Origin of the sequence: Streptomyces megasporus, from assembly GCF_000718985.1 — a bacterium.
GTDB lineage: Bacteria > Actinomycetota > Actinomycetes > Streptomycetales > Streptomycetaceae > Streptomyces > Streptomyces megasporus.
Genome location: NZ_JODL01000001.1, coordinates 155,349 through 179,689, shown reverse-complemented (window position 1 = coordinate 179,689; position 24,341 = coordinate 155,349). Strand labels below are relative to the sequence as shown.

The window sequence follows — 24,341 nt, the reverse complement described above, 5'->3', positions numbered from 1 at the left end:
GCCGGAGAGGAAGCGCCCCGTGGTCGTCACCTTGATCATCGTCTGCGAAGTGGCCTTCTGGGTGCTGTTGGTCGTCGGACTGGCCCTGCGGTACCTGGCCCGGATGCCGCGCCTGGGGGCGGCGGTGCTGCTGTGCGAGCCGCTGCTGGAGGTGGTCCTGCTGGCGGCCACCGCGATCGATCTGCGGAACGGCGCCGAGGGCGACTGGACGCACGGCCTGGCGGCCGTCTACATCGGCTTCACCGTGGCGTACGGCCACTACATGATCAGGTGGGCCGACGGCCACTTCGCCCACCGCTTCGCGGGCGGTCCGCCGCCGGTGAAGCCCCCGAAGTACGGGATGCCGCGGGCCGTCCACGAGTGGAAGATGTTCGGGCGCACGCTGCTCGCCGGGGCGATCGCCGTCGCGCTGCTCCAGGGCGCGATCTGGTACGTCGACGACGCCGACCGGAGCGCGGCGCTGGTCGGCTGGCAGCTCCGGATGCTCCTCGTCGTCGGCATCACCCTGGTCATCGCGCTCAGCTACACGATCTGGCCCAAGGAGGCGCCCGCGGAGCGGGAACCCGCGGACGCCCGCCCGTAGCCGACGCTCCGTCGGAGGATCGGCGCCCGGCTCCCTAGCGGTTCTCGCCGGGGACCCACAGGACGTCGCCGACCTCCTTGTTCGCCGTCCTCGCCAGGATGAACAGCAGGTCCGACAGCCGGTTGAGGTAGGTCGCCGTCAGCTTGTTCATGGTCTCGCCGTGCTCCTCCAGCGCCGCCCACGTCGAGCGCTCGGCACGGCGGACCACCGTGCACGCCTGGTGGAGCAGGGCGGCTCCCGGAGTGCCGCCCGGGAGGATGAAGCTGCGCAGCTTCTCCAGGTCCTCCAGGAAGCGGTCGCAGTCCGCCTCCAACCGGTCGACGTAGCTCTGCTCCACCCGCAGCGGCGGGTACTCGGGGTTCTCGACCACCGGTGTGGCCAGGTCCGCACCCACGTCGAACAGGTCGTTCTGCACCCGGGTGAGGACGGCCGTGATCTCCTCGGGCAGGCCGCCCAGCGCGATGGCCACCCCGATCGCGGCGTTGGCCTCGTTGGCGTCGGCGTAGGCCGCGATGCGGGAGTCGGTCTTGGCGGTGCGGCTCATGTCCCCGAGGGCGGTGGTGCCGTCGTCACCGGTGCGCGTGTAGATGCGTGTCAGGTTGACCATGGGCCGAGCCTAGCGCCGGGGAACGGAGGTCCGACCCCGCGGAGGAGACGTGTGCCCACCGTCACGGGGACGGCCGGCCGGCGCCGCGCCGGCCGGACCGGGGACCTCCAACTGCGCCCCGGAGCCGACCGGATGACACCCCGGTGTGATGTCCGCCATGTGAGACGTGACGCGCGTCTCTTCCCCGCCCACCGGGCCCCCTCGGACGCTAGGGTCCGGCTGAGAGCCGTACCGAACGGCAGTGGGAACGACAGCGGAAGGGACAGTCGACGTGGCCAAGAAGCTCGCCGTCATCGGCGCCGGACTCATGGGATCGGGCATCGCGCAGGTCTCCGCCCAGGCAGGCTGGGACGTGGTGCTGCGCGACGTCACCGACGAGGCGCTGACCCGTGGCACGGACGGCATCAGGGCCTCGTACGACAAGTTCGTCTCCAAGGGGAAGCTGACGGCCGAGGAGGCCGAGGCGGCGCTCGGTCGCATCACCACGACCACCGACCTCGACGCCGCCGCCGACGCGGACGTCGTGGTCGAGGCCGTCTTCGAGCGGATCGACGTCAAGCGGGAGATCTTCCGCGCGCTCGACGGCCTGGTGAAGGACGAGACGATCCTGGCCTCCAACACCTCCGCCATCCCGATCACCAAGATCGCCGCGGCGACGGAGCGTCCCGAGCGGGTCGTGGGCACGCACTTCTTCTCCCCGGTGCCGATGATGCGGCTGTGCGAGCTGGTGCGCGGACACAAGACCAGCGACGAAACCCTGGCCACCGCCCGCGAGTTCGCCGAGAGCGTGGGCAAGACCTGTATCGTCGTCAACCGCGATGTCGCCGGCTTCGTCACCACGCGCCTGATCTCGGCGCTGATCGTCGAGGCGACCAAGCTGTACGAGTCCGGTGTCGCGACCGCCGAGGACATCGACACCGCCTGCAAGTTGGGCTTCGGGCACGCCATGGGCCCGCTGGCTACCGCCGACCTCACCGGCGTGGACATCCTGCTGCACGCCACCGAGAACATCTACACCGAGTCGCAGGACGAGAAGTTCGCCCCGCCGGAGCTGATGCGGCGGATGGTGGACGCCGGTGACATCGGCCGCAAGAGCGGGCAGGGCTTCTACCGGTACTGAGCCGTACGGTCCAGGCGGGGTCGCCCTTGCGGGTGAATTCGGTATCGGTTCGACTACGGACGGCAACTCGGCTGCCGAAGAGGCAGTCAGTTGTGGTGAGACATAGGCAGACAACAGTCACACACGGACCACTTCTTCCGGGGGAGCGGATATGCACATCAGGGGCGACCACGCGGAACTGGTCGTCGGAGGTCGCCTCGACGTCCGCAGTGCGGCGGACGCCCGTACGGCCCTGCACATCGCGGTCGACTCCGGGGAGGGCGACCTCGTACTGGACCTCGCCGAACTGGACTCGTGGGACGCGACCGGACTCGGCGTGATCATGGGCGTGCACCGGCGGGCGGGCCGCTGTGGACGCCGTCTCGTGCTGAGGGACGTCCCGCCCCAGATGCAACGGCTGTTGGTGGCCACCCGGCTGCACCGCATCCTGGCCATCGAGGGCGGGAACCTCACGGAGGGCGGCACCCTGACCAAACCGTGACCCGGTCAAGCCGTGACGATTCCGGCAGGGTGCCGCCGGGGGTTGCCCGCACTCCCCGACCAGGGACTAGGGTTCGGAATTCCGCCGCCTACACTGCGCTGCGGACGGCCACCGGACCGCGAGCGAAGACGCACGTACGGTCGGCCCGGGAGAGCACGAGTACGCACCGCATCTGGGGGCACCGATCATGGACCCGAACCACCCGGGAGCCGAGGACCGGGACAGTGGGGGCATCACCCGCGCGATTCCGGTGATAGCGGGTGAGTACCTGCTGACGATCAATCCCGTCGACGGCAGCGAGATCGAGCCCTGCCCGCCCGGCGAGCACCCCGGCACTCCCAGGCGACGCACCGCCGACTCCCGCGCCGAACGGGAGCGTGCCGTCATGCCCCCGGTCCCGGCGGGGACTTCCCTCCCCGACCCTCCGCTGCTGGAGCGCGAGGAGGAGCGGGAGCGCCTGGTGCGGCTGCTCCGCCGCGGCCGTTCCGTCCGGCTCACCGGCCCCCGGGGCTCCGGACGCACCGCCCTGCTGGCCGCCGTCGCGGCCGAGTGCGCGGACCTCGCCCCGGACGGCGTCGTGCGTCTCAGCGGCTGCCGGCGCACGCCCGACGACCTGCTGTACGACCTGTTCGCCGCCGTCCACGACGCCCCCCGTCACCGCCCCGACCGCGCCGAGCTGTCGGAGGCGCTGCGCGGCGTGGGCGCGGTGGTCCTGCTGGACGACGTCGAGTTCGGCGGCCGGGGACTGGACACCCTCCTCGACGCCACGCCCGAGTGCGCCTTCCTGATCTCGGCCACGCCCGACACCCCGGCGCCCTCCGCGGACGCGCCCCTGGAGGAGGTCTCCCTCTCCGGCATCGGCCGCGTCGCCTGCCTGGAGTTGATGGAGCACATCGTCGACCGCCCCCTCACCGACGAGGAGGCGAAATGGGCGGCGGACCTGTGGTTCGAGTGCGAGGGGCTGCCGCTCCGCTTCGTCCAGGCGGGGGCGCTGCTGCGGCAGCGCGACACCGCCGACGCACCGTTCGACGACGCGGAGGGCGCCGGCGTCGGGCTCGGGAAGACCACCGGCGGCAAGGAGACCGACGCGCGGAGCGGTGGACCGCTGCCGAGGTTCGTCGAGGGCGCGGTCCCCGCGCCGCTGTTGGCCGCCGGGCTCCCCGAGGTCGCCCGCGAGGTCCTGCGCTTCGCCGTGGCTCTTGGTGGCGTGCTGCCGGACTCGGCGCACCTGCCGGCGCTGGTGGACGATGCCCGCGCCGACACGGCTCTGGGCGAACTGCTCGCCCGCGGCCTGGTCACCGCGGCCGGGGCGCACCACCGGCTCGCCCACGGAGTGGCCGACCAACTGGCCGACGCCGGATACGACGACGGCGCGGACGGCCGTGCCCACACCGTCGCCCGGCACTACGCCTGGTGGACCGGCCACCCCTCGGTCACCCCCGAGCGGGTGGCGCGGGAGACCGAGGCGATCCTGGCCGCCGTCCAGGGCGCCCGGCGCGGCGGACACGCGAGCGCGGCGGTGCTGCTGGCCCGCAAGGCCGCCCCCCTCCTCGCCGCGTCGCTGTACTGGAGCGCCTGGGAGCGGGTGCTCCGCGGCGGTCAGGAGGCGGCGCGCACGGCGGGCGAGGTCGCCGAAGAGGCGTACTTCCACCACGACTTGGGCGTACTGGCCCTGTGCACCGGCAACCTCGACCGGGCCCGCGCCGAGCTGGAGGCCTCCATCGGGCTGCGTGGAGTGCTCGCCGACCGCCGGGGCACGGTGGCCGGACGGCGCGCGCTGGCCCTGGTCGAGGACCGCTCCATGCCGCGTCCCGCGGGCGGCGCCGGCGGGGCGCCGGAGAACCGGGCCCCGGCGGCCGGCCTGGCCAAGACCCACGCCGTGCCGCCGGTGTCGCCCGCACCGGCACCGGCGCGGCCGACGCCGCAGACCCCACCGCAGCAGACCCCGCCCCGGCCGACCAGGGAGCGGCCGGCCGCCGAGCAGCCCTCCCCGGTGCCGCCGTCCGTCCCGCGGAGCACCGACGACACGGCGGCGCTCGACAAGCTGCCCCCCACCCCGCCCCCCACTCTGCCTCCCGCCCTGGCGGTCCCGCCGGTGACGGTGGGCAGCGCGTTCGACGAGCCGAGCGACACCGGGGCGCTGACCCGACCGACGCCGGTCGTCCGGGACGCCCTCGGCGGCAACGGCACCGCCGGCGTCGGCGGCGCTCGTCCCGACGGCGCCCGTCGGCTCGCGCTGTTGGGAGCCCGACGCAACATCCTCGCGGCAGGCGCGGGCGCGCTGTTGGCCGTGGCGGTCGGAACGGTCGTCACGCTCGGCATGACCTCCGACGGGGAGGAGCCGGCCGGCAGCGTGAACCCGGCGGTCACCTCTCGGGAGGACGAGGGCATCACCGTGGACGACCCCGCGCCCAGCTCCGACGGCAGGGGGGAGAGGACGTCGGAGGAGGGCGGCGTGCCGTCCGACTCGGGCACGCCGTCCGTCAGCGGTACGCCCTCCGCCGACGCGAGTTCGTCCGCCTCGCCGGAGGAGTCGGAGGAAGAGGAGTCGGGGGGAGCGATCGAGGAGGACACGCCGCAGCCCTCGAAGACGTCCTCCAAGCCGACGTCGAAGAAGCCGACCGACCCCAGACCGACGGAGCCGGAGGAGTCGGAGGACACGCCGACGGAGCCGGCGGACACGCCGACGGAGCCGTCGCCGCCCTCCGAAGGGTCCGACCCGCCGACCGTCACCAATTCCGCCAGTGGACCCTCGGACGTCGTGACGCACAGCGCCGCCCCGACCGGAGGCGGCTCCGTCCCGGCGCAGCGGGACGCGGGCGAGGACCCGGTCGTGTGACCGACCGTCCCCGGTCGGGCCCGCCTCGGGGGCGGACCCGGCCGAGGACGGACCGCGGGAACGGACCACGAGGACGGACGCGGGTCGGAGCGGATCAGAACAGCCGCAGCTTGTCGTCCTCGATGCCGCGCAGCGCGTCGTAGTCGAGCACGACGCAGTCGATGCCGCGGTCCGTGGCCAGCACGCGTGCCTGCGGTTTGATCTCCTGGGCCGCGAACACGCCCCTGACGGGAGCCAGATGAGGGTCGCGGTTGAGCAACTCCAGGTAGCGGGTGAGCTGTTCGACGCCGTCGATCTCGCCGCGCCGCTTGATCTCGATCGCGACGGTGGTGCCCTCGGCGTCCCGACCCAGGATGTCCACCGGGCCGATGGCGGTGGGGTACTCGCGCCGGATCAGCGACCAGCCCTCACCGAGGGTCTCCATTCGGTCAGCGAGCAGTTCCTGGAGGTGTGCCTCCACGCCGTCCTTGATCAGTCCGGGATCGACGCCGAGCTCGTGGGAGGAGTCGTGCAGGATCTCCTCCATGGTGATGATGAGTTTCTCACCTGCCTTGTTCACCACCGTCCAGACGGCGACGCCGTCCTCCTCGCCCTCTTTCAGGGTGCACGGGGGAGACATCCAGTTGAGGGGCTTGTAGGCCCTGTCGTCCGCGTGGACCGAGACCGATCCGTCGGCCTTCACCAGGATCAGACGGGGAGCCGACGGGAGATGGGCGGTGAGCCTTCCGGCGTAGTCCACGGAGCAGCGGGCGATGACGAGACGCATGGTCGATCACGCTACTGGACACCGGGCGGTCCACGCGATTCGCCCCTGCTTCTCCCTGTTCGACTGCCGTTCGACCGTGGCTTGTTGTGTGCCCACGAGCCTGGTGCCTCCGCACCCACCGGCATAACGTTGCGACGGAGACGTCGCCGTACGGGATCATTCGGTTACGCGGCGAGGTCTCCGTCCCGTTCGTAAGGTTCCGGCCCGTCCGGGATCGCGAGAGGAGTACTCATGTCGCTCGACGTCTCACCGGCCCTCCTCGAACAGGCCGAGCGAGGCGAGGTCGATGAAGCGGCCTTCGTCGACTGCGTCCGTACGTCCCTGCCCTACGCGTGGGACATGATCAGCTCCCTGGTGGCCAGGCTCAAGGTGGACGGCGGGGACTTCGCCGACAACCAGACGCCGCCGCCGGACGAGCAGGCACGCGGTCAGTTGCTGCGCGCACTGGCCAGCGACGCGATACGCGGCGCCCTGGAGCGGCACTTCGGTGTTCGGCTGGCCTTCCAGAACTGCCACCGGGTCGCGGTCTTCCCGCTGGACCACTCGGTGGACGAACGGCTGGCCAGATTCACCTCCATCCGCGGCCAGATCCTCAACCAGTCGCCGGAGCTGCGCGACTGCTGAGGGCGGACGACGAGACGGACGGCCGGGTCACGGCGCCGTGCCCGGCCCCCTGCTCGCCGGCACACCCGACGGTGTGCTCGCTGCCGCTGCTCGGGGGAGGAGCGGCAGCACCTCCGCGCCCAGCCTCCGGACGTTCAGTTCGGTGGCGGCCAGATCGCCCGAGCCCTCGGTCAGCAGGGCGAACCGAGAGATTCCCGTCCGCTCCGCCGTGGCCGCGAGCCGGTCGGCGCACAGCCCGGGCGGGCCGACCGGGTGCAGCGAGCACAGCAGTTCGGTGTAGGCGAGGGGATCGCGCATCCTGCGCGGCCTGCCGTCCACGGTCGTGTGCGCGCCCAGGCCCTGCCGCAGCCAGTCCGGCATCGCCTTGGTGAGGGTCTCCACGGCCTCGTCCCGGGTGTCGGCCACCTGCGCCACCCCGGCCGACACGTGCCCGGCCGACGCCACCGCCTCCGGGGCGAGGCCCGCGGCCAGCGCCTCGCGCCGCCACAGGGCGACCATCTCCGCCTTCTCCTCGTCCCCGCAGTGCATCCCCAGCAGCATCGGCAGTCCGCGCGCGGCGGCCAGCCGCACGGACGCGGGGGAGGTGCAGGCGACCAGCACGGGCACCTCCTCCGTCCCCGGGAGGCCCTGGTCCGGGCGCGGCACGACGGGGACCTCGCGGAAGCGGTAGCGCTCGCCGTCCGCGCCGACGCGCGGCTCGCGCAGCCAGCGCAGCAGCAGGTCCAGCGACTCGGGGAAGCCCCGCTCGTACGCCTCGACGCCGCCGCCGAAGACCTCCAGGTCCACCCAGGGGCCGCCACGCCCGACGCCGAGGGTGAACCGGCCGTCGGAGAGGAGGTGCAGCAGCGCGGCCTGCTCGCCGACGGCGACCGGATGCGCGGTCGGCAGCACGCTCACGGCCGTTCCCACCCCGATGCGCCGTGTGCGCCCCAGCAGCAGCGCGGCCAGGGTGACCGCCGAGGGGCAGACGCCGTAGGGCACGAAGTGGTGCTCGGCCACCCACACGGAGTCCAGCCCGGCGCGCTCGGCCTCCTCGGCCGTCCGCACGGCGCGGTGGAGCGCTTCCCCCTGCCCCTGCCCCGGGAACTGGGCCGCCAGTACGAAAGCTCCAACACGCATGCCACTGTCTCCTCGTCGGCGCCGGACCGCCCCACGACACCGCCCCGGCGGCGGGCCGGCCCCGAACGGCCTCTCTGTCGGCAACAACGCCGGACGCGTGCCCAGGGCACGGCCTGCCGAGAAGTTTTCGCGACGGGCGCGCGGAGGCATGCGGAGGCGCGCGAGGGCGGATCGAGTGGCGTGGACGGAAGAAGGCGCCCGCTCACGCCCGGCGCCGTCCCGCGTACTCTGGACGGAGCAGTCGTGCCGCTCGGCCCCCGGGCCCAGAAGACCACGTGAGGTGCCCCTTGTCCCCGCGTCGAAACCGTCCGCGCGGCGGTGGCAGGCCCGCTCGCCGCTTCGGTGAGGTGGAGGACCGCCACGGCCGGGAACGCACCGTGGAGTGGCGGGACGAGGAGTGGGTGGTACGGCAGGTGGCGGGGCAGTCGGCGGCCAAGCACTACCGCTGCCCCGGCTGCGACCAGGAGATCCCGCCCGGAGTGCCGCACGTCGTGGCCTGGCAGCTCGACGGCCGGGTGGAGGACCGGCGGCACTGGCACCGGGCCTGCTGGAACGCCAGGGACCGCCGGAGCGCGAAGCTCCAGCGGTCCCGTAACGCGCCGAGGTACTGACCGGACGGGCCCGTCGGCCCGCGTCAGGCGTCCCGGGTGGAGATGCGGGCGTACGCGCCGATCAGCGCGGCCGCGGTGACGGCCGCCAGCAGCCCGAGCAACGGCCATCCGGTGCCGGTCGCATCGCCTTCCATCGGGATGCGGAACAGCGACGACAGTCCGTTGAGCACCGAGTACTCGCGCAGCTTCTCGCCCACCTTCCAGGTGCTCTCGGTGAAGAGGAACAGCGAGACGACGAAGGGCAGCAGCACCAGGCCGAGCATGGAGGTGATCGCCGCCGGGGTGCTGCGCAGCAGCGTGCCGACCGCCAGCGACAGCAGGCCCAGCAGGGCCACGTACAGCGCGGCGCCGACCGTGGCGCCCAGCCACTCGCCGGCGGAGGCGACGGCCTCGCCGGCGGCGATGGACTCCTCGTTGAGCAGTTCCGAATCGACGTACTCGGGGATCCGTTTGCCCTCGACCATCGCCGCGTGGAGCAGCGCGGTCAACGTGCAGGCGACGAGCGTCGTCACGAAGGACAGCAGGAAGAAGACCACGGCCTTGGCGGTGAGCACCCGGGCCCGCGACGGACAGGCGGTGAGGGTGGTGCGGATCATGCCGGTGCTGTACTCGGAGGTGATCACCAGCACGCCGAGCGTGATGACGCACAACTGACCGAACATCAGACCGAAGAAGCCGCCGGAGAGCACCGGGAGTTCGAGTGTGTCCTGGCTGCCGAGGGCGAGGGCGACGAGGGTGCCGATGCCCAGGACGAGGGCGAACATGACGGCGAGCGTCCACACCGTCGACCGCACCGAGCGGATCTTGGTCCACTCCGATGCGATGGCGTGCCCGAGGCGGGCGCGCGTCACCGGGATCGGCGAGGAGTACCCCGAGAAGTGACCGGGGCCGCCCGACGACGGGTCGGCCGGGAGCGGCATCGGTGGTCCCGCAGGCGGCGCGGGAGGAACGGCCGGGTTCTGCTGAGGGGTGGTCATCGGGCGTCCTCGCTGTCGCGCTCGGTGGGTTCGGCGCCGACGCCCTCCGGCGCGGCGGTGGGCGGGGTCGGGGCCTGACGCGGGGCCGGGGGCGGCACCTGCGGGGCCTGCGGAGCTTGCGGGGCCTGTGGGGGCGTCCGGGGGGCCTGCCAGGGCGCCTGCGGCGGCGTGGCGTACGGGTTCGCCTGACCCGGGATCACGCCCGGCACCGGCGGGGCGTACCCCGCCGGGACGGCACCCGGCGGAGGGGACCAGACGCCGGGGACCGCACCGGGCGGCACGGCGTGACCGACGCCGGGCGGCGCCTGCAGTCCGGCCCGCGGGTCCTCGGTGGAGCGGTAGTCCACCACGCCCTGCGTCATGCGCATGTACGCCTCCTCCAGGGAGGCCGAGTGCGGAGAGAGCTCCCACAGCCGCACGCCCGCCTCGTGCGCCAGGTCGCTGATCCGCGGCAGCGGCAGCCCGGAGACCCGCAACGCGCCGTCCGGCTCCGGCCGAACGTGGCCGCCCGCCTCGGCGAGGACGGTGGACAGCCTGCCGCGCTGCTCCGGCTCGGTGTCGGGAGTGCGGACCAGGGCGAAGTCCGCGGAGTTGTGGGCGATGAAGTCCTTCACGGACATGTCGGCGAGCAACTGGCCGCGGCCGATCACGATCAGGTGGTCGGCGGTCAGGGCCATCTCGCTCATCAGGTGGCTGGAGACGAAGACCGTACGTCCCTCGGAGGCGAGCCTCTTCATCAGGTTGCGGACCCAGAGGATGCCCTCCGGGTCCAGGCCGTTGACCGGTTCGTCGAACAGCAGCACCTGTGGATCGCCGAGCAGCGCCGCCGCGATGCCCAGGCGCTGCCCCATGCCCAGCGAGAAGCCCTTGGACCGCTTCCACGCCACGTCCTGCAGACCGACGACCCCGAGCACCTCGTCCACGCGCCGTCTGGGGATGCCGGACAACTGGGCCAGGCACAACAGGTGGTTGTACGCGCTGCGCCCGCCGTGGATCGCCTTGGCGTCCAGCAGGGCCCCCACCTGCCGTGGGGCGTTGGGCAGTTGACGGTACAGGTGGCCGTTGACGGTGACGTGTCCGGCGGTCGGGGCGTCCAGCCCCAGGATCATCCGCATCGTGGTGGACTTGCCCGAGCCGTTCGGCCCCAGGAAGCCGGTGACCAGACCTGGTCTCACCTGGAAGGAAAGGTCGTACACGGCCGTCTTGGCGCCGTAGCGCTTCGTCAGGCCGAACGCTTCGATCATGCTCTTCCGCCCCTGTTGTCGTGCGGTTCGGGGCATGCCGCCCCCGTCGTAACCCAGGAGCGTATCGGGACGCCCTCGGTTCCCGACACGAAAGGCGCCGGCGCCGGTGTTCCGTCGGACCGTCCTCCCGCGGGCGGAAGGGGCGTCAGCGCGACTGCTGCGCGGGGACGCCGCGACCCAGCGACTCGTCGTCGCTCTCCGTGCTCGGCTGCCCGGTCGCGGCGACGGCCGCGCCGGTGAGCGTGGCGAGCATCTCGCGGACGTTGGTGAGCTGGGCGTTGATGCTGTCGCGGCGGTTGGTGAGCGCCGCCAGCTCGCGCTCGGATTCGCTGCGGATGCGGTCGGCCTTGGCGTTGGCGTCGGCCACGATGTCCTCGGCCTGGCGCTGAGCGGTCTCCACCGTCTGACGGGCGCGGCGCTCGGCGTCGGTGCGCAGCTTCTCGGCCTCCAGACGGAGCTGCTCGGCGCGGTGCTCGATCTCCGCCAGCCGCTTCTCGGCCTTGGCCTGACGGGAGGCGAGGTCCCGCTCGGACTGCTCGCGCCGCTTGGCCAGGTTGGTCTCGAAGTCGGCGGCGGCCTGCGCGGCCTTGGCCCGGGTGTCCTCGAAGAGGGCGTCGGCCTCCTCGCGCTTGGCCTGGGCGTCCTTCTGCGCCTCGGCCCGCAGCGTGGCGGCCTCGGTCTTCGCCTTCTCGACGATCCGGGCGCCCTCCTCCTCGGCCTTCTCCTTGCGGTCGACGGCGTACGACTCGGCGTCGTTGCGGACCTGCTGGGCGGCGGCCTCGGCGAGTTCACGGTGCTGTTCGGCGGCCCGGCGGGCCTCCTCGCGCAGGTCCTTGGCCTCCTCCTCGGCGAGGCGGAGGATCTTTTCGACCCGGGCACCCAGTCCGGCGTACGACGGCTCGGACTCGTTGATCTGTGCCTGCGCGTTCTGCGTCTCGAGGTGCAGCTCCTCGATGCGCTTCTCCAGCGATGCGATACGGGCCAGTGCGTTGTCACGGTCGGCGACGAGCTTCGCGATGCGGTCGTCCACCTGTCCGCGGTCGTAGCCACGCCGCACGAGCTCGAAGCCGAAGGGAGAGGATGAAGAGTCGCTCATGGGGTTCCTGTCGATCAGACGGGGTCGGACGGGAGAGTGATAGAGGGAATCCTAGGGGGGAAAGCGGCGTGTCAACGAGAAGATGCCGGTTTGATATGCAGAGTGTACGTCTGTTCGATTGACTCAGTCCTTGCCCTGCTTGCTGTTCGCATGTACTGCTCCTGCTCCAACGCCGGCTCTCACGGCGCCGTTTGACCCCCCGTCCGGTCCTTTTCCGCCCTTGTCCTCCTTGCCGCCCTTGCCGCCCTTGCCGCTCGCGGCCGGCGACTCGAAGGACTCCAGCGCCTCCAGGACGTCCTGGACGCGGGAGATCTCGGCGTTGATGTCCTCGCGGCGGCGAGCCAGCACATCCAGCTCGCGCCTGCTCTGCTCCAAGGTCCGCTTCGCCTCGGCCTCCGCCTCGGCGCGCACCCGTTCGGCGTCCTTGATGATCCTGGCCTTCTTCTGCTCGGCCTCCTTGAGCAGCCCCTCGGCCTTCTTCACCGCCGCGATACGGACCTTGCTCGCCTCGGAGTCGGCATCCGCCTTCGTCCGACGGGCCTTCTCCTCGGCCTCGGCCAACTGGTCGCTCGCGGCCTTCACGAGTTTGTCCACGCGTTCGCCCGCGGACTTCATCGCCTCGGCCGCCTCCCGGCGGGCACGGTCGTGCAGCTCCTCGATCTCGGCCTCGGTACGGGCCCGCAGCTCCTCGGCCCGCTCCCGGATGGCGTTGGCGTCACGGCGAGCCTCCTCCAGCATGGTGTCGGAGTCGCTGCGGGACTTCTCCACCAGCGCGGCGCCCTCCACCCGGGCCTCGGCCACCAGGCGTTCGGCCTCCTTGCGGGCGGCGCCGACCATGGTGTCCGCCTGCTCCTCGGCGGCCGCCGCGACGCGGACGGCCTCCTCGCGGGCCTTGGCGATGAGGTGGTCGGCCTGTTCGGCGGCCTCGCCCAGCCGTTTCGCCGCGGCCTGACGAGCCTCGTCCCGGACGCGGTCGGCCTCGGCACGCGTCCGCTCGGCCTCCTCGCGGGCCTTGGCGATGAGGCGGTCGGCCTGTTCGGCGGCCTCGCCCAGGCGCTTCGCCGCGGCCTGACGAGCCTCGTCCTGAACGCGGTCGGCCTCGGCACGCGTCCGCTCGGCCTCCTCGGCGGCGGTGGACCGCACCCGCTCCGCCTCGGCGATCGCCTCCGAAACGGTGCGCTCGGCAAGCGACTTGGCGGCGTCCGACTCCTCCTGCGCCTCCCGGCGCAGGGTGGCCGCGGCGTGCTCCGCCGCGGACCGCAGGCCGGAGATCTCCTCCTCGGCCTGCTCGTGCAGGTCCGCGACCGCGTCGCGGACCTGCTGGGCCTTCTGCTCGGCGGCCGCGACCAGTTCGGCCGCGCGCCGCTCGGCCTCGGCGACCAGCCGCTCGGCCTCGGCGTGCGCCTCCTCGACCCGCTTGCGGGCCGAGGCGAGCAACTCCTCGCTCTGCTCGCGCGCCTGGGCACGCTCGCGGCCGGCCTCCGCACGGGCGTCGGCGAGCAGCTCCTCGGCCTCGCGGCGGCGCCGTGCCGCCTCCTCCTGGGCGGCGGCCAGGGTCTCGGCCGCCTCCGCGCCGATCCGCTCGGCCGCGGCGGCGGCCTCCGCCCGCACCCGATCGGCCGTCTCCTGGGCCTCGGCGCGCAGCCGTTCGGCCTCGGTCGCCGCCTCGGTGCGCAGCCGAACCGCCACGGCCTCGCCCTCGGCGCGGGCCTGCGCGGCGTCCGAGACGGCGTCGGTGCGCAGCCGTTCGGCCTCCTCCTCGGCCTGCTGCCGCAGGGTTCGCAGCCGCTCCGCCGACTCCGTGCGCAGCCGCTCGGTCTCGGTGCGGGCCTCCTCGCGGAGCCGTTCGGCCTCGCCGCGGGCCTCGCGGAGCCGTTCCTCGGCGTCGGCCAGCCGCTGCTCGGCCTCCCCGCGGAGCCGCTCCAATTCCGCCTCGGTCTCGGCGCGGCGGGCGCGGACGGCCTCCTCCGTCTCCTCCCGCAGCCGCTGCCCGGCCTCCTCGGCCTCCGCCCGCACCCGATCGGCCGTCTCCTGGGCCTCGGCACGCAGCTCCTCGGCCTCGGCACGGGCCCTCTCCAGCGCCTCCTCGGCCTGGCGGCGCAGGGTGGCGGCCCGTTCGATCGCCTCGGTGCGGACCCGCTCGCTCTCGGCGCCGGCGGCGTTGCGGGTCTCCTCCGCGTCCGCCTTGGCCTGGGCGAGCACCTCCTCGGCGCGGTTGGCCGCCTCCTCGATCTGCTGGACGGCCTCGCGGCGGGCCTCGCCGCGGATCCGCTCGCCCTCCGCGACGGCCTCGGCGCGCAACTGCTCCGCCTCGCCGCGCAGCCGCCGCGCCTCCTCCTGGAGCTCGACGGTCTTGGCCCGGTACTCCTTGGTGTCGTTCTTGGCCGCGCCCTTGAGCTGCTCGGCGACGTCGTGCGCCTCGGCGCGCAGCCGGTCGGCCTCCGCCTCGGCCTCCGCCCGAAGCCGCTCGGCCTCCTCGGCCGCCGCCTTGGTGGTGGCCTTGGCCTCCTCGGCCGCCTTGGTGAGCACCTCCTCGGCCGTTCGGGCGGCCTCGGCCAGCCGGTCGGCCGACTCCTCGGCCGACTTGGCCCGAGCCGTCTCGCGGGCCTCGGCGATCAGCCGCTCCGCCTCGGCCGCGGCGTCGGCCCGCACCTGTTCGGCCTCGGCCTTGGCGGCCTCCGCGTCCTTGGTGGCCTCGGCGACCATGCGGGCGATCTCGGCCTTGGCGACGCGGGTGCGCTGCTCGTTCTCCGCCTCGGCGTCGGACAGCCGCTTGGCGGCCGTCTCGCGGGCCTCGGCGAGGACCTGCTCGGCCTCCGCGCGGGCCTCGCGCAGCGCCGTCTCGGCCTCCTGCATCCGCTGCTCGGCCTGGCGGGCCAGGGCGGCGGCCTCGTGACGGGCGGCCTCGGACTCGGCGGCGGTGGAGGTGCGCAGCCGCTCGGCGTGCTCGGTGGCCTCCTGGGCCTGCGCGGAGGCGGCGTTCAGCAGACGTTCGGCGTCCGCGCGGGCGCGGCGCAGCAGGGCGTCGGCCTCGGCGCGGGCGGCCTCGGCCTCCGAGGTCAGTCGCTGTCGGGACTGCTCGGCCAGCCGCTGCGCCTCGGCCCGGGCCGAGGCCAGGGTCTGTTCGGCCTCGGCGCGCGCCTCGTCCATCAACCGGCGGGCCTGGGCCTCGCTGCGGGCGCGCAGTTGCTCGGCCCAGGCGACGTTCTCGTTGACGTGGGACTCGACGGTGGCGCGGCGCTCGTTGAGCTCCTGGTCGAGCTGTTGGCGACGGGCGACCGCCTCGGCGTGCAGCTCGGCCTCCATCCGGGCCTGCCGCTCGGCGTGCTCCTGGAGGAGTCTCTGGGTCTGCGCGCGGGCCTCGCGCAGTTCGCGCTCGGCGTCGGCGCGCAGTTGCTCGGCCTGGATCTGGGCGTTGCGCAGGAGCTGCTCGGCCTGGTGCGACAGGTTGTCGTAGCCGGCCGGGCGCGCGGCGAGAGCGCGGCGCGCCTCGTGCAGCTTGGCGCGCAGCACTTCGACCTGATAGCCGAGGTCGTCGGCGTGATCGATCGCCTTGTCCCGCTCGTCCTTCAGCCGCTTCATCTCGGCTTCGAGCCGGGATAGGTGGTCGTCAGCCTCGTAGCGGTCGTAGCCCCGCACTGCGCGGTCCCATCCGTCCCCTGGTCGTGGTGAAGGTGAACTGACCCCTCGGAGGAAATGGTGTCAGATCATCGGCGGAACTCGGGACGGGCCCCCAGCCAGCCCACAGCCCCGGCCGAACGGCCACTCTACCGGCCGGGGGAGCGGACGTCAGTGTCGCGAGGGGGCGGAAGTGACCAGTTCGGTGAGGACACCGTGACAGTCCTTGGGATGCAGGAAGGTGATCCGCGATCCCATCGAACCCCTGCGCGGCTCGTCGTACAGCACTCGTACGCCCTTGTTCCGGATGTCGTCGGCGACGCCGTCGACGTCCGCGGTGCCGAAGGCGATGTGGTGGACGCCCTCGCCGTTCTTCGCCAGCCACTTGGCGACGGTGGAGTCCTCCCGGATCGGCTCCAGGAGCTGGAGGTAGGAGGCGCCGCCGTCGTCCGTGCCGTTGATCCGCAGCATGGCCTCGCGCACCCCCTGTTCCTCGTTCACCTCGGTGTGGAACACCTCGAAGCCATAGGTGGCACGGTAGAACTCGACGGTTTTGTCCAGGTCGAAGCAGGCGATCCCGATGTGGTCGATACGAGTCAGCATGGCTCCAGTGCACCGCCATGCCGTGTGGTTACGCAACGTGCTCACGGTCACACCGACCGACCGATGACCCGAGCCGGTACCGCTCAGTACATTGGCGAAAACCCTCGTCAACCTCCCTGCTCCGAAGGGGCCGCACCGTGACCGAAACGACGAACGCCCAGACGAACGCCCAGAGGAACGCAGCGTCCGCCACCACCTCCGTGATCGTCGCGGGCGCCCGCACGCCCATGGGTCGCCTGCTGGGCTCGCTGAAGTCCTTCTCCGGCGCCGACCTCGGCGGCTTCGCCATCAAGGCGGCCCTGGACCGGGCGGGCATCGGCGGGGACCAGGTGCAGTACGTGATCATGGGTCAGGTGCTCCAGGCCGGCGCGGGACAGATCCCGGCCCGGCAGGCCGCCGTGAAGGCCGGCATCCCCATGAACGTCCCGGCGCTGACGATCAACAAGGTCTGCCTCTCCGGGCTGGACGCCATCGCGCTGGCCGACCAGCTCATCCGGGCCGGCGAGTTCGACGTGGTCGTCGCGGGCGGCCAGGAGTCCATGACCAACGCCCCGCACCTGCTGCCCAAGTCCCGTGACGGCTTCAAGTACGGCGCGGTGCAGATGCTGGACGCCATGGCCCACGACGGCCTCACCGACTCGTTCGAGGGCGTCGCCATGGGCGAGTCCACCGAGAAGCACAACACCCGGCTGGGCATCGGCCGCGCCGAGCAGGACGAGATCGCGGCGCTCTCCCACCAGCGCGCCGCCGCCGCGCAGAAGAACGGCCTCTTCGACGCGGAGATCACCCCGGTGGAGATCCCGCAGCGCAAGGGCGACCCGATCCTGTTCAGCAAGGACGAGGGCATCCGGCCCGAGACCACGGTGGAGTCCCTGGCCAAGCTCCGTCCGGCGTTCGCCAAGGACGGCACCATCACCGCCGGCTCCTCCTCGCAGATCTCCGACGGCGCCGCCGCGGTGGTCGTGATGAGCAAGGCCAAGGCCCAGGAGCTGGGCCTGGAGTGGATCGCCGAGATCGGCGCCCACGGCAACGTGGCGGGCCCGGACAACTCCCTGCAGTCGCAGCCCTCCAACGCCATCCGGCACGCGCTGGACAAGGAGGGCCTGGAGGTCGGCGACCTCGACCTGATCGAGATCAACGAGGCGTTCGCGGCCGTCGCGGTGCAGTCGATGAAGGACCTCGGCATCGACCACGAAAAGGTGAACGTCAACGGCGGCGCCATCGCGCTGGGTCACCCGATCGGGATGTCCGGCGCGCGGATCGTGCTCCACCTCGCCCTGGAACTCAAGCGTCGGGGCGGCGGCGTGGGCGCGGCGGCGCTGTGCGGCGGCGGCGGTCAGGGCGACGCCCTGATCGTGCGGGTGCCGAGGAAGTGACGGACCGGGCACGGGCCCGTACGTTTCCGTGGGGGCCCGTGCCCGGCGGTACGACCGGTACGGCGACGGGGCACGACCGGTACGACGAGACCGGCCGAGGGACGGCCGGAGGATGGCGAGGAGCGCAGCACGCATGGCGGTGGACGTCCCCGGACTGGTGGAGCAGGCGCGGGAGGGCAAGCCCCGGGCCGTGGCCCGGCTGATCTCGCTGGTGGAGGGCGCCTCTCCGCAGCTCCGCGAGGTGATGGCGACACTGGCGCCGCTGACCGGCAACGCGTACGTCGTCGGTCTGACCGGCTCGCCGGGGGTGGGCAAGTCCACCTCCACCTCGGCGCTGGTGACCGCGTACCGGAGGATCGGCAAGCGGGTCGGCGTCCTGGCGGTGGACCCGTCCTCGCCGTTCTCCGGCGGGGCACTGCTGGGCGACCGGGTGCGGATGGGCGAGCACGCCTCCGACCCCGGCGTCTACATCCGCTCCATGGCCTCCCGCGGCCACCTGGGCGGGCTGGCCTGGGCCGCTCCGCAGGCCATTCGGGTCCTGGACGCGGCGGGCTGCGACGTGGTCCTGGTGGAGACGGTGGGCGTCGGCCAGTCCGAGGTGGAGATCGCCTCGCAGGCCGACACCTCCGTCGTCCTCCTCGCCCCGGGCATGGGCGACGGAATCCAGGCCGCCAAGGCCGGAATCCTGGAGATCGGCGACGTCTACGTGGTCAACAAGGCCGACCGGGACGGCGCCGACGCCACCGCCCGGGAGCTCAACCACATGCTCGGCCTCGGGGAGGCCCGGGGGCCGGGCGACTGGCGTCCGCCGATCGTCAAGACCGTCGCCGCGCGCGGCGAGGGCGTCGACGAGGTCGTCGAGGCGCTGGAGAAGCACTACGCCTGGATGCAGGAGCGCGGCGTGCTCGCCGAGCGCCGCCGGGCGCGCGCGGCCCGCGAGGTGGAGACCATCGCGGTCACCGCGCTGCGCGAGCGCATCGGGGATCTGCGCGGTGACCGGCGGCTGGGCGCTCTGGCCGAACGGATCGTGGACGGGGCGCTCGACCCGTACACGGCGGCCGACGAGCTGGTGGCGGGACTGACCGGGGAGTGACCCCCGGCGGGGGCGACGGCCGTCAGTCGTCGTCGCGGTCGTCGTCCCTGTCGTCCCGGTCGTCGCGGTCGTCGTCCCGGTCATCGCGGTCATCGCGGTCGTCGTCCCGGTCATCGCGGTCGTCGTCCGAGTCGACGTCCCGCTCCAGGATGTCGGCGTTGTTCGCGTCCACCGTGATCTCGTACCACTTGCCGTCCTTGCCCAGGAGGTCGACGTCCCAGACCAGCCGGTCGTCGTCCTCCAGCTCGACGGACTCCGCCGTGCCCGGCACGGCCTTCAGCGCGGCGGCGACGGCCTGCTGGAGCGTGACCTTGGCGTCGCGCAGCTCCCGCCGGTCGTCCCGGTCGTCGCCGTGATCGTCGTCCCTGCCGTCGCGGTCGTCGTCCCGGTCGTCCCTGTCGTCCCGGTCGTCGTCCCGCCGGTCGTCGACGTCGTCGCCCGTCCGCAGGCTCGCGGCCAGGGCTTCCGAGGAGTCGGTGTCGTCGCCGGCGAAGGCGATGCTGCTTCCGCCCACGGCGAGCGCGGCGGTGGTGACGGCGGCGATGACCAGCTTGCGATTCATGTCCGTTCCTCCCGAGCGGGGTGGTTCGTGGCTTACGGGGAACACCGTCGCAGGACGGAGCTGAAGCTTTCCTGAAACCACCTGAAGATCTCTTCAGGTCCGTTTTGGCAGGCTGGCCCCATGCGCGTGCTGATCGTGGAGGACGAGAAACGGCTCGCCCTGTCGTTGGCCAGGGGACTGCGGGCGGAGGGCTTCGCCGTCGACGTGGCCCACGACGGGATCGACGGGCTGCACAAGGCGACCGAGGGGTCGTACGACCTGATCGTCCTCGACATCATGCTGCCGGGGATGAACGGATACCGGGTCTGCTCCACCCTGCGCGCCGCCGGCGACGAGACGCCGATCCTGATGCTGACCGCCAAGGACGGCGAGTACGACGAGGCCGAGGGGCTCGACACCGGCGCCGACGACTACCTGACCAAGCCGTTCTCCTACGTGGTGCTGCTCGCCCGGGTGCGGGCGCTGCTGCGGCGCCGCACCCGCGGCGGGGCGTCCGTGCTGCGCGTGGGCGAGCTGACCGTGGACCCCGGCGCGCGGCGGGTGACGCTGGACGGGCGGGAGGTGACGCTGACCGCCAAGGAGTTCGCGGTGCTGGAGTACCTGGCCGTGCGCGCCGGGGAGGTGGTCTCCAAGGCGGAGATCCTCGAACACGTCTGGGACTTCGCCTACGAGGGCGACGTCAACATCGTCGAGGTGTACGTCAGCGCGCTGCGCCGCAAGCTGGGGCCCGACACGATCGTCACGGTGCGCGGCGCCGGCTACCGCATGGTGAGGCCCGATGTCTAGGACACCGCTCTCCCGGCTCACCGTCCGCGCGCGCGCCGCGCTCGGCGCCACGCTCGTGGTGGCGGTGGCCCTGGTGGCGGCCGGGTTCACGGTGGTCGGGGTGTTGCGCGACGGCCTCACCGAGAACGCCCGGCTGCACGCCGAGACCACCGCCCGCGAGGTCGCCGCCGGGGTCGCCGACGTGACTGCGGACGAGGTGGGCGGCGTGCAGGCGCTGGAGGACGACGATCCCGTCCAGGTGGTGGACTCCTCCGGCACGGTGCTCGGGGCCAGCCGACCGCTGTCCGGACGCGGCCCCGTGGCCGACTTCAACCGGCCCGAGGCCCCCCGGCCGCGGCCGACGACCGTCACGCCCTCCCCGGAGGACCGGGACGACCAGGACGACGACGACCGGGACGATCAGGACGACGACGACCGGGACGACGACGATCGGGACGACGACACCCCCACCACGACCGACGAACCCGTCGAGGTGGACCGCAACAGCGTCACCGAGACCGTCGCGCTGCCCGTCGACGAGGACGGCGAGGTGACCTACGACCGCGCCCGGGCGGTCGCGGCGCAGGACTTCCGTCTGGTCGCCGTGCAGAGCGTCACCCGCGACCGCGTCCCCGTCACCGTCTACGCCGGCGCCTCCCTCGCCGAGCAGGAGGAGGCGGTCTCCACCGTCACCGACGCCATGCTCGTCGGGCTGCCCGTGCTGCTCGTCGTGGTCGGGGGCGTCACCTGGCTGGTCACCCGCGGCGCGCTGCGGCCGGTCGAGGGCATCCGGAGCGAGATGGCGGCCATCGCGGCCGGCACCGACCTGTCCCGGCGCGTGCCCGAGCCCACCACCGGCGACGAGATCGCCCGGCTGGCGCGGACGACCAACGAGACCCTGGCGGCCCTGGAGGCGTCCGTGGAGCGGCAACGCCGGTTCGTCGCCGACGCCTCGCACGAGCTGCGCAGCCCGATCGCCTCCCTGCGCACCCAGTTGGAGGTCGCCGCGGCCCACCCCGAGCTGCTCGACCTCGACGGCGCGATCCACGACACCGTGCGGCTCCAGGATCTCGCCGCCGACCTGCTGCTGCTGGCCCGGCTGGACGCGGGGGAGCGGCCGGGAGGGAAGCGGGTGGCGCTGGACGCGCTGGTCCGGGAGGAGCTGGCGCAGCGCGTCGGGGACCGGATCGCCGTCACCCTGGACGAGGGGACGGAAGGAGCCCCGGTGGAGGTGAGCGGCTCGCGCGGCCAGCTCGCCCGGGTGTTGGGCAACCTCCTGGACAACGCCCAGCGCCACGCGGAGAGCCGCATCCGGGCGACCGTGGGCCGCAGGGGCCGGTGGGCGGTGCTGGAGGTCGCCGACGACGGCGCCGGGGTGCCGGAGGAGGAGCGGGAGAGGATCTTCCAGCGGTTCGTACGGCTCGACGACGCGCGCAGCCGCGACGACGGCGGCGCCGGACTGGGCCTGGCCATCGCCCGTGACGTGGCGGCCCGCCACGGCGGCACCCTCGCCGTCGGCGAGGCGCCCGAGGGCGGAGCCCTGTTCACGCTGCTCCTGCCCGCCGCGTCCGAGACCCCCGGCCCCCGCCCCGACGCCGAGGGCGGCCCGGACGGCGCGACGGACCCCGCGCGGGGACGGACGGACTAGCCGCGCCCGCGGAGCGACCGCAGGTGGTCGGCGACCGGCGTCAGCGCGTCGTGGAGCCCCTTCAGCGCGTCCGGCGGGAGCAGGTCGATGAAGTGGCGCCGCACCGAGGCGACGTGGTGCGGCGCCACCTCGCGCATCGTCTTCCAACCGTGCTCGGTCAGCACCGCGAACAGCCCGCGCTTGTCGGACTCGCAGTTCTCCCGGCGCACCAGCCCGGCCTTCTCCATGCGGGTGATCTGGTGGGAGAGGCGGCTCTTGGACTGGAGCGTGGCGGCGGCCAGGTCGCTCATCCGCATCCGCCGGTCGTCCGACTCGGAGAGGTTGACCAGGATCTCGTAGTCGTTCATGGTCAGCCCGAACGGCTGGAGGTCCCGCTCCAGTTGGTGGGTGAGGAGCTTGTTGACGTCGAGGTGCACGCGCCAGGCGTGCTGCTCTTCCTCGGCCAGCCAGTGGGGGTCCTTCTCCGTCTCCATGGCATGGACTTTACCCGGCGGTACGGGCCGTTCCGCCGGGAGCCCGTCACCTGCGGTGATACGCCCGTCACAGGCCGAGGCGGCGCTGGAGGCCCCCCAGGCCGCCCGGAAGGTGCGGAAGCTGCCCGCCGCCGCCGGGCCCGCCGCCGGAACCGGGGACGCCCGGCTGTCCCGGCGGAGGAGCGCCGGTGTCCCGCTCCTCCATCAGCGTCTCCGTGGACTGGAGCAGCACCGTGCCCGCCCCGACGAAGTCGAACTGGTGCTCCTCGCCGGAGGTGCCGCCGATCCCGGTCAGCGACCGCAGCCCGCCCAGGAACCCCTTGAGGTACCGGTGGTCGTAGTGGTGGCAGGGGGAGGGGCAGTCCGCCCAGCCGACCAGCGCCTGCGGGTCCACCCGGACCGGCGGCTCCACGAAGTGCACCGGACCGTTGGAGGCCGCCACGAACTTCCCCGTCCCCAGCAGGGTGACGAAGCCGGGGATGATCGACTGCTTCAGCGACAGGCTCGGCTCGAAGGCCAGCAGGTTGCCCGAACGGATGGTGAGGTTGCCGTCGTCCAGGTCGTAGGAGTTGACGTCGAACGCCCGGTCGGCGAGGAGCATCTTGCCCTTCCCCTGCGCGACGACCCAGTCCGCGGCGTGCAGTGGGGAGTGGAAACTGGCGGCCACCAGCCGGTCCAGGGGGCCGTGGCCGATGCCGTCGAAGGAGATCCGCCCGTAGTAGGCGATCATCTTCCCCTTCTGGAGGAACCACTGACCCGACAGGTCCACGCAGAAGGTGTAGGGGTCGACGTTGTCGTTCGACGGCAGCGTGTGGGGATCGTGGACGACCGGACCGTTCACAGCTTCTCCTCGCTCGCCTGGACCAGCACCTCGCCCTGACCGGACAGCTCCAACTGGAACGCCTCGCCCGAGCCGCGCCCGACCATGTCCCGCCAACCGATCGCCGTGGAGAGCTTGTTCGTCACGTTCCCGTGGTGGGCGACGTACGCCTGGGGGTCGACGTGGACGGGAGCGCCGGGAGCGATCGGCAGCCGAATCACCCCGCCGTGCGCCATCACGGCCACCGAACCGTGTCCGGTCAGCGTCGTGGTGAACAGACCCTGGCCGGTCACCTGGCCGCGGACCATGCCCATGACCCCGCCCTGGGAACCCATGAACATCGTCCCCTGCTCCAGCGTCCCGTCGAAGGCCAGGAGCCGGTCGGCCTCCACATGGAGGGTGTGGCCGGTCAACTCGATCACCTCCACGTGGTGGCCGCCGTGCCCGAACAGCACCGTGCCGTCGCCCTCGACCGTCATCAGCGGTGTCGCCTCCCCGGCCAGCCGCCGCCCGATCATCGAGCCGAAACCGCCCTGGCCGCCCTGGATGTTGGGGGTGAAGGAGACCTCGCCGGTGTACGCGATCATCGCGCCGCGCTGGCTGAACAGCCGCTGCCCGGGCACCACGCGCGCCTCGACCATCTTGGAGTTGATCTCTCGGAACGGCATCTACAGGTCACCACCGATCGTGTTCCGCTCGCTGGGCTGGACGTAGACCAGTCCGTCGCCCTCGAAGCGGATCTGGAAGGCCTCGCCACCGCCCTCGCCGATGACCGTCCGGAAGTTCACTCCCGTCTGGAACTCCTGCCGGAGGTTCCCGGTGTGCGCCACGTACGCCCCGGGGTCCACCTGGAGGGGGTACTGCGGAGTGACGCGGAGCACCACCGCCGGGCCGTCCGACATCAGCGCCGCCGTGCCGGTGCCCTCGACGGTGGTCGTGAACAGCCCGTTGCCCTGCGCGGCGCCGCGCAGACCGGTGAAGGTGGTGCCGGTGCGCAGGGAGCCGTCCACGCACAGCAGGTTCTCGGACTCCACGTGGAGCTTCTCGCCGTTCAGCGTCACCAGGTTGACGTCGCCGGCGCGGTCGGCGAAGTAGCAGGTGCCCTGCCCCTTCACCTCCATCATCTCCATCTGCTCGCCGGTGAGGCGGCGCGAGACCATGCCGCGCAGTCCCTCACCGCCGCCGGTGAGTTTCTTGAACGACATCCGGCCCTCGTAGGCGACCATCGAGCCGTTCTTCGCCCTGACCGTGTCGCCGACCAGGTCGACGGCGAGCACCTTGCTGCCCTGGAGACGGAACCGAGTCACGGGGCGAAT

23 protein-coding genes are annotated in these 24,341 nt (G+C 72.7%); 10 read left to right on the top strand and 13 right to left on the bottom strand.

Annotated elements, in window-relative coordinates:
• Positions 1–19: 19 nt before the first annotated feature.
• Entirely contained in the window at positions 20–583 is a 564-nt protein-coding gene (locus tag IF47_RS0100705; protein ID WP_031505853.1) for a hypothetical protein, read from the top strand.
• Positions 584–617: 34 nt separating this feature from the next.
• Here IF47_RS0100705 and IF47_RS0100700 read toward each other — a convergent pair whose 3' ends face one another.
• Positions 618–1,190: a cob(I)yrinic acid a,c-diamide adenosyltransferase gene (locus IF47_RS0100700; RefSeq protein WP_031505851.1), complete on the bottom strand. Its 573-nt coding sequence runs from the start codon at positions 1,188–1,190 to the stop codon at positions 618–620.
• A gap of 271 nt (positions 1,191–1,461) precedes the next feature.
• On the opposite strand from IF47_RS0100700, the gene IF47_RS0100695 reads away from it, so the two are divergent.
• The 3 genes from IF47_RS0100695 (at position 1,462) to IF47_RS0100685 (ending at position 5,630) form a co-directional block, all read left to right on the top strand.
• On the top strand, positions 1,462–2,310 hold the full coding sequence (locus IF47_RS0100695; RefSeq protein ID WP_031505850.1) for a 3-hydroxyacyl-CoA dehydrogenase family protein: 849 nt from the start codon (positions 1,462–1,464) through the stop codon (positions 2,308–2,310).
• A gap of 151 nt (positions 2,311–2,461) precedes the next feature.
• The gene (locus IF47_RS0100690) at positions 2,462–2,791 is read left to right on the top strand and encodes an STAS domain-containing protein (RefSeq protein ID WP_037731670.1); all 330 of its coding nucleotides are present in this window, start codon (positions 2,462–2,464) and stop codon (positions 2,789–2,791) included.
• A gap of 187 nt (positions 2,792–2,978) precedes the next feature.
• Complete coding sequence (locus IF47_RS0100685) at positions 2,979–5,630, top strand: ATP-binding protein (protein WP_051716730.1); 2,652 nt, start codon at positions 2,979–2,981, stop codon at positions 5,628–5,630.
• A 94-nt stretch (positions 5,631–5,724) separates the two neighbouring features.
• Here the strand turns inward: IF47_RS0100685 and nucS are convergent, their stop codons facing one another.
• Positions 5,725–6,396 (bottom strand): endonuclease NucS, encoded by a 672-nt coding sequence (nucS, locus tag IF47_RS0100680; protein ID WP_031505845.1) that lies wholly within the window; start codon positions 6,394–6,396, stop codon positions 5,725–5,727.
• 231 nt (positions 6,397–6,627) lie between these two features.
• On the opposite strand from nucS, the gene IF47_RS0100675 reads away from it, so the two are divergent.
• Positions 6,628–7,020: an SCO5389 family protein gene (locus tag IF47_RS0100675; protein ID WP_031505843.1), complete on the top strand. Its 393-nt coding sequence runs from the start codon at positions 6,628–6,630 to the stop codon at positions 7,018–7,020.
• A gap of 27 nt (positions 7,021–7,047) precedes the next feature.
• On the opposite strand, the gene IF47_RS0100670 is transcribed toward IF47_RS0100675, so the two are convergent.
• Entirely contained in the window at positions 7,048–8,139 is a 1,092-nt protein-coding gene (locus IF47_RS0100670) for an LLM class flavin-dependent oxidoreductase (RefSeq protein ID WP_078591460.1), read from the bottom strand.
• A 287-nt stretch (positions 8,140–8,426) separates the two neighbouring features.
• Between IF47_RS0100670 and IF47_RS0100665 the strand changes: the two genes are divergently transcribed.
• Positions 8,427–8,750, top strand: coding sequence for a hypothetical protein (locus tag IF47_RS0100665; protein WP_031505840.1), 324 nt, complete (start codon positions 8,427–8,429; stop codon positions 8,748–8,750).
• 23 nt (positions 8,751–8,773) lie between these two features.
• Here the strand turns inward: IF47_RS0100665 and IF47_RS0100660 are convergent, their stop codons facing one another.
• The 5 genes from IF47_RS0100660 to mce all read right to left on the bottom strand — a co-directional run bounded on the left by IF47_RS0100660 (position 8,774) and on the right by mce (position 16,288).
• Positions 8,774–9,514, bottom strand: a complete 741-nt coding sequence (locus IF47_RS0100660; RefSeq protein WP_245640942.1) for an ABC transporter permease subunit — start codon at positions 9,512–9,514, stop codon at positions 8,774–8,776.
• A gap of 209 nt (positions 9,515–9,723) precedes the next feature.
• The gene (locus tag IF47_RS0100655; protein ID WP_031505838.1) at positions 9,724–10,971 is read right to left on the bottom strand and encodes an ABC transporter ATP-binding protein; all 1,248 of its coding nucleotides are present in this window, start codon (positions 10,969–10,971) and stop codon (positions 9,724–9,726) included.
• 145 nt (positions 10,972–11,116) lie between these two features.
• Positions 11,117–12,067, bottom strand: coding sequence for a coiled-coil domain-containing protein (locus tag IF47_RS0100650; protein WP_031505836.1), 951 nt, complete (start codon positions 12,065–12,067; stop codon positions 11,117–11,119).
• Positions 12,068–12,190: 123 nt separating this feature from the next.
• Positions 12,191–15,706, bottom strand: a complete 3,516-nt coding sequence (gene scy, locus IF47_RS0100645) for a polarized growth protein Scy (RefSeq protein ID WP_031505835.1) — start codon at positions 15,704–15,706, stop codon at positions 12,191–12,193.
• A gap of 150 nt (positions 15,707–15,856) precedes the next feature.
• Complete coding sequence (gene mce, locus IF47_RS0100640) at positions 15,857–16,288, bottom strand: methylmalonyl-CoA epimerase (RefSeq protein WP_031505834.1); 432 nt, start codon at positions 16,286–16,288, stop codon at positions 15,857–15,859.
• A gap of 200 nt (positions 16,289–16,488) precedes the next feature.
• Between mce and IF47_RS0100630 the strand changes: the two genes are divergently transcribed.
• Positions 16,489–17,664: an acetyl-CoA C-acetyltransferase gene (locus tag IF47_RS0100630; protein WP_031505832.1), complete on the top strand. Its 1,176-nt coding sequence runs from the start codon at positions 16,489–16,491 to the stop codon at positions 17,662–17,664.
• 133 nt (positions 17,665–17,797) lie between these two features.
• Complete coding sequence (gene meaB / locus IF47_RS0100625; protein WP_031505831.1) at positions 17,798–18,757, top strand: methylmalonyl Co-A mutase-associated GTPase MeaB; 960 nt, start codon at positions 17,798–17,800, stop codon at positions 18,755–18,757.
• 22 nt (positions 18,758–18,779) lie between these two features.
• On the opposite strand, the gene IF47_RS0100620 is transcribed toward meaB, so the two are convergent.
• Positions 18,780–19,319, bottom strand: a complete 540-nt coding sequence (locus IF47_RS0100620) for a PepSY domain-containing protein (protein WP_031505830.1) — start codon at positions 19,317–19,319, stop codon at positions 18,780–18,782.
• A gap of 120 nt (positions 19,320–19,439) precedes the next feature.
• Here IF47_RS0100620 and IF47_RS0100615 point away from each other — a divergent pair, with 120 nt between their 5' ends.
• Together IF47_RS0100615 and IF47_RS0100610 are read left to right on the top strand one after the other, a co-directional pair.
• The gene (locus IF47_RS0100615) at positions 19,440–20,105 is read left to right on the top strand and encodes a response regulator transcription factor (protein ID WP_031505829.1); all 666 of its coding nucleotides are present in this window, start codon (positions 19,440–19,442) and stop codon (positions 20,103–20,105) included.
• The gene (locus tag IF47_RS0100610) at positions 20,098–21,732 is read left to right on the top strand and encodes a sensor histidine kinase (RefSeq protein WP_078591459.1); all 1,635 of its coding nucleotides are present in this window, start codon (positions 20,098–20,100) and stop codon (positions 21,730–21,732) included. The genes IF47_RS0100615 and IF47_RS0100610 overlap by 8 nt, the downstream gene beginning before the upstream one ends.
• Here IF47_RS0100610 and IF47_RS0100605 read toward each other — a convergent pair.
• The 4 genes from IF47_RS0100605 to IF47_RS0100590 all read right to left on the bottom strand — a co-directional run bounded on the left by IF47_RS0100605 (position 21,729) and on the right by IF47_RS0100590 (position 24,332).
• Complete coding sequence (locus IF47_RS0100605) at positions 21,729–22,205, bottom strand: MarR family winged helix-turn-helix transcriptional regulator (protein WP_031505825.1); 477 nt, start codon at positions 22,203–22,205, stop codon at positions 21,729–21,731. The two genes, IF47_RS0100610 and IF47_RS0100605, sit on opposite strands and share 4 nt — an antisense overlap.
• A gap of 67 nt (positions 22,206–22,272) precedes the next feature.
• Positions 22,273–23,046: an AIM24 family protein gene (locus IF47_RS0100600; protein ID WP_031505824.1), complete on the bottom strand. Its 774-nt coding sequence runs from the start codon at positions 23,044–23,046 to the stop codon at positions 22,273–22,275.
• Positions 23,043–23,693 (bottom strand): AIM24 family protein, encoded by a 651-nt coding sequence (locus tag IF47_RS0100595; protein WP_031505823.1) that lies wholly within the window; start codon positions 23,691–23,693, stop codon positions 23,043–23,045. The genes IF47_RS0100600 and IF47_RS0100595 overlap by 4 nt, the downstream gene beginning before the upstream one ends.
• The gene (locus IF47_RS0100590; protein ID WP_031505822.1) at positions 23,694–24,332 is read right to left on the bottom strand and encodes an AIM24 family protein; all 639 of its coding nucleotides are present in this window, start codon (positions 24,330–24,332) and stop codon (positions 23,694–23,696) included.
• Between the last annotated feature and the right edge of the window lie 9 nt (positions 24,333–24,341).